Origin of the sequence: Streptomyces sp. NPDC091416 (genome assembly GCF_044756845.1) — a bacterium.
Lineage (GTDB): Bacteria > Actinomycetota > Actinomycetes > Streptomycetales > Streptomycetaceae > Streptomyces.
In genome coordinates this window covers 186,509-191,398 of the sequence record NZ_JBIVTU010000013.1, presented here as the reverse complement: position 1 = coordinate 191,398, position 4,890 = coordinate 186,509, and the positions used below count along the sequence as shown (strand labels likewise).

Here is a 4,890-nt window from a genome sequence, read left to right as displayed (position 1 = left end):
AACCGGAGCGAACGTGACGTAACTCCGGCGTGGGTGTCCGGGCCGGAGCGGATGTGACGTGGCATTGGGCGCGAGTGCCCGGGCCTGAGCGGATCGATGATGCGATGCGTTCCGGCCCGGACACCGGAACCGGAGTGCTGCCGGCCCGTGGTGACCCGGCTGCCCGCAAGGGCGGCCGGCCCCACGGCCCGGTGTCGTGAGCTGCCCGCGCGCGGTCTGGGGCGGTGAGCTGGTCGCCGCCGGGGGCCGTGAGTTGCCTGCCGCTTGGTGTCGCGAGCTCCCCACGGCTTGCCCTGGGGCGCGCCCCGCTGCCCGCGTCAGCGAGCCGCGGTGCGGTGCAACGCCTGGACCGCACCACCGCCCGTGCGTGCCGGGCCGGGATCCTGGTCCAGCGCGGCGTCGGCAAGAGCGGCCGGTTGCGACGTGGAGCTGGGGCGACGGCCGCCGCGGCCCTCCCCGAGCACCTGCCAGCCGCCGCGGGTCAGCGTGATGTACGCGCCGCATCGCAGCCCGTGCAGGGTGCAGGCATCCCGCAACCCCCACATCCAGGCCCCGTCCTCCTCCGTCCAACGCTCGTCCCCCTCGCGGCAGTAGAGCAGTACCGCGGTGCGTACGGGCGTACGGCGTCGGAGATCGTGCGGGATCACCCGGCGCAGGTGCGCCAGCAGGGCGTTACGGAATTCCCAGCCGTCCGCCGTCACCGAACGACGGGCGAACGAGGCGCTGGCCGTCAGACGTTCCTCGTGGTCGAGCACAGCGACGACTGCGATCTGTGGGGTCGGCCGATGCCTTGAGTGCAGGCCGCTGACCACCTCGCGCGGGCTGCGCAGCAGCGGTATGCCCGCTGCCGACCACTCGGCCGGTTCGAGCATTCTGGCAAGGCGGTTGGCGGAATCTGTGGTCGGCGACATCGAAGTGGCTGCGGACGGAGCGAATCCGAAGGTCACGGTCCTCCCTTCGCATACGCGCCCACGATGCGGGCAGAGTCGGGTGAGGGCGCGCCGCGGCACAGCCCTTCCGGGCCCGCGAAGAGACCGTGCGGGGAGCGAGTCCAATTCTTCCTGGCGTATCGGCAGGCGGCAACGAGCAATTGGCACAGCTGACGGTAATCAGCTGGAATGACACGGATATCCCTGCCCAGTCCGGCACCGGATGACGCCACCTGTCACGCCTGAACAGCGAGGACCAGCGGAAACACGCCTCCCGCCCCGGCCCGCCGCAGGAGCCGGGCCGCAACGGCAAGGGTCCAGCCGGTGTCCGAGAGATCGTCCACGAGCAGCACGGGCCCGTCCACCGCTGCCAGGGCCTCGGCCAGCTCGGGCCCCACGACGAGCCGCTCGTGCAGTGCCCGGACCCGCTGGGCGCTGTTGGTCTGGGAGATCCGGACACCTTCGGCACCCGGGGCATGGCCGACACTGCCCAGAAGGGGCATGCGTCCGACCTCGGCGATGCGGTTGCCGAGTGACTGAATGAGCCGGGGCCTGCTGTGGGAGGCCACGGTGACGACACCGACCGGCCGGGGGACGGCGTTCACCGCGCCGGGCGCCCAGCCCCCCGGGCCCCGCGCCCAGTCGGCCAGCACGGTGACCACGGCTTCGGCCACATCGTCCGGCACCGGGGCGTCGGGCGACTGCGCGGAGAGCAGGGGGCGGAGCCTGTTGCCCCAGCCGATATCGGAGAGGCGGCCCAGCGCCCGGCCGGTGCCGGACAACTCGCCCGCCGGGATCCGGCCCTTGAGGTCGACCCCTACCGCGGCGAGACCGGTCGGCCACATCTTGCGGGGTTCCACTTCGACGCCGGGCCGGCCGAGCTCGCCCCGCGCGGTGTCCAGGGCGGTGGTGGACACGGCCTCGTCGAAGCGGGCTCCGGCACAGTTGTCGCAACGTCCGCAGGCCGTCGCCTCCTCGTCGTCCAACTGGCGGCGCAGGAACTCCATCCGGCAGCCGTCCGTCGTCGCGTAGTCGCGCATCGCCTGCTGCTCGGCCGCCCGTTGGCGCGCCACCCAGGCGTAGCGCTCGGCGTCGTAGACCCAGGGCTCGCCCGTGGCGATCCAGCCGCCCTTGACGCGGCGGACCGCGCCGTCGACGTCGAGCACCTTGAGCATGGTCTCCAGACGAGTGCGCCGCAGGTCGACCAGTGGTTCCAGAGCGGGCAGCGAGAGCGGGCGGCCTGCCTGCGCGAGCGCGTCGATCGTGCGCCGGACCTGTTCCTCCGGAGGGAAGGCGACCGACGCGAAGTACTGCCAGATCGCCTCGTCCTCCTTGCCCGGAAGCAACAGCACCTCGGCGTGTTCGACGCCGCGACCCGCACGCCCCACCTGCTGGTAGTACGCGATGGGGGAGGAGGGCGAGCCCAGGTGGACGACGAAGCCCAGGTCGGGCTTGTCGAAGCCCATGCCCAGCGCGGAGGTCGCCACCAGGGCCTTGACGCGGTTGGCCAGCAGATCGTCCTCGGCCTGCTGCCGGTCGGCGTTCTCGGTGCGGCCGGTGTACGAGGCGACGGTGTGCCCGCACTGCCGGAGATACGCGGTGATCTCCTCGGCCGCCGCGACCGTCAGGGTGTAGATGATCCCCGAACCGGGGAGTTCCTTGAGGTGGTCGCCGAGCCACGCCAGCCGGTGTGCGGCATTGGGCAGTTGCAGAACGCCGAGGCTCAGGCTCTCCCGGTCCAGCGGGCCGCGCAGGACGAGCGCGTCCGTGCCCGCGCCGGTGCCCAGCTGTTCCGCGACGTCCGCGGTCACACGGGCGTTCGCGGTGGCGGTGGTCGCGAGGACGGGCACGCCCGCGGGCAGATCGGCGAGCATGGTCCGCAGCCGCCTGTAGTCGGGCCGGAAGTCGTGGCCCCAGTCGGAGATGCAGTGCGCCTCGTCGACCACGAGCAGTCCCGTCGCCGCGGCGAGCCTGGGCAGGACCTGATCCCGGAAATCCGGATTGTTGAGCCGCTCGGGGCTGACAAGCAGTACATCCACTTCACCGGCGGCCACCTCGGCCTGCACGGTGTCCCACTCCTCGGTGTTGGACGAATTGATCGTCCGCGCACTGATGCCGGCCCGGGCAGCGGCTGCCACCTGGTTGCGCATCAACGCCAGCAACGGGGAGACGATCACCGTGGGCCCGCTGCCCTGCGCGCGCAGCAACGAGGTCGCGACGAAGTACACGGCCGACTTTCCCCAGCCGGTCCGCTGGACGACCAGCGCTCTGCGCTTGTCGGCGACAAGGGCTTCGATGGCCCGCCACTGGTCCTCACGCAGCCGGGCAGTGCCGGAGGCGTCCCCGACGAGGCGTGCCAGTACGGAATCGGCCGAAGCCCTGAGCTCTGCACGGTCTGCGTTGGTCATAACCCCATGCAACCCGATGGGTACGACAAACCGCGAACGACCGCGCGGTCCCTGTGGATAAGTTATCCACAGGGGGTCGCGGAATTTGCCCGCTCAGGGGACGGTCATCCCATGAACAAGCACCACGAATCCACCGGACCGTCCGACGAGCAGCAGATCACTTTGCGGGGGCCCGCCGAGCTGGCCGACGCCCTCCCGTACCTCATGGGATTCCATCCGAACGACAGCGTGGTCATGGTCGCGCTGCACGGCGGTCGCGGCCGTTTCGGCGGGCGCCTGAGGCTCGGGATCCCGCAGTCCGCCCACGAGTGGCCTTCGGTGGCCGAGCAGCTCGCCGAGTGCCTGATCAAGGGGAGCGAGCGGCGCGGCGGGCGACCCGACGCGATCGTGGTCTTCCTCTGCCAGGATCCGGCCGAAGGAGAAACGGGCAGTCAGGCCATGGAGCGGCTTCGGCCCTTCGCCCAGCGGCTGCGGATCGCCTGCGGGGCGCTGGACGTGCCGGTGCTCGAAGCGCTCTGCATCTCCGGCGATCGGTTCTGGTCCTACGTCTGCCCCGACCCCCGCTGCTGCCCGGCCGAAGGGAATCCCCTGGCCATGCAGGGCACCTCGGTGATGGCCGCGACAGCGGCTTACGCCGGCATCCAGGTGCGGGGGTCACTGCGCGAGATGGAATCCAGGCTCGCGCCCCATCCGGGTGGGGCAGGCAGGGAGCAGCAACGGGCGCTGGACACGGCCGGGGCCGCTCTGGTGCCCAAGCTCCTCGACGAGGAGAGCCGCAAGGAGGTCGTCAGCGCGACCCTGGACCTTGCCCGGCGGCTCATGGAGCGCCTCGAACAGGCTCCGGCGGCGACGCCTTCGCTCTGCGACCTCAACGACGACCGGCTGATCAGCCATGAAGAGGCGGCGGCGGTGATCCTCGGGCTTCAGGACCGGGAGACCCGGGACAGGGCCGCGGAGTGGATGGAAGGCCCGGAGGCGGCGTCTGCGCTCAGGCTGTGGCGGGCACTCGCGCGCCGGTGTGTCGCGCCGTACGAGGAGCATGCGGCGGCGCCGCTCACCCTGGCGGGCTGGGTTTCGTGGTCGACCGGTGACGAGCCGGCCGCGCGGGTGGCGCTGGGGCTCGCCCTGCGGCTGGATCCCGGATACACGTTTGCCCAGCTGCTGCACGAGGCCTGCAATCAGGGCCTCGATCCGGAGACGCTGCGGCGCTGCCTGCGTGGTGAGCGCAGCACACGGACGACGCGACGCGGTCGCGGTACGGGACGGGTCGCGGGGGCCCGTGCCGTACGGGTCCAGGCTTCCGGGCGGCGGCGGACGCGGCCGGGATCAGCCCGTCCGGGTGCGGTCCCCGGCAGGCGCCAGCCCGGCCGGCTGCGCAGTCAGGGCCGGCGCGGGACGAGGACCGGACGATGAGAGAGCGGTGGGGGGGGGGGGGGGGGGCCCGCCCCCCCCCCCCCCCCCCCGCGCCGGGGCGGGGGGGGGGGGGGGGCGCGGGGGTGTTTTTTGATGCGTACATCGATGTTAACTCCAGGGGGCCCGACGCCCCCCCCACC

The 4,890-nt window shown here is 72.1% G+C and carries 3 protein-coding genes; 1 reads left to right on the top strand and 2 read right to left on the bottom strand.

Annotated features, from left to right (window positions below; translation table 11 throughout):
* Positions 1–317 precede the first annotated feature (317 nt).
* On the bottom strand, positions 318–947 hold the full coding sequence (locus tag ACIQMX_RS32430) for a hypothetical protein (protein WP_402483491.1): 630 nt from the start codon (positions 945–947) through the stop codon (positions 318–320).
* A 218-nt stretch (positions 948–1,165) separates the two neighbouring features.
* A complete protein-coding gene (locus ACIQMX_RS32425; protein WP_402483488.1) occupies positions 1,166–3,337 on the bottom strand; it encodes a RecQ family ATP-dependent DNA helicase in 2,172 nt (723 codons plus the stop codon).
* A gap of 111 nt (positions 3,338–3,448) precedes the next feature.
* On the opposite strand from ACIQMX_RS32425, the gene ACIQMX_RS32420 reads away from it, so the two are divergent.
* A complete protein-coding gene (locus tag ACIQMX_RS32420; RefSeq protein ID WP_402483485.1) occupies positions 3,449–4,750 on the top strand; it encodes a DUF4192 domain-containing protein in 1,302 nt (433 codons plus the stop codon).
* Positions 4,751–4,890: the final 140 nt, after the last annotated feature.

Coding starts and splice junctions, on each gene's coding strand:
- ACIQMX_RS32425 (WP_402483488.1), bottom strand. CDS start 3,337: ATGACCAACGCAGACCGTGCAGAGCTCAGGGCTTCGGCCGATTCCGTA.
- ACIQMX_RS32420 (WP_402483485.1), top strand. CDS start 3,449: ATGAACAAGCACCACGAATCCACCGGACCGTCCGACGAGCAGCAGATC.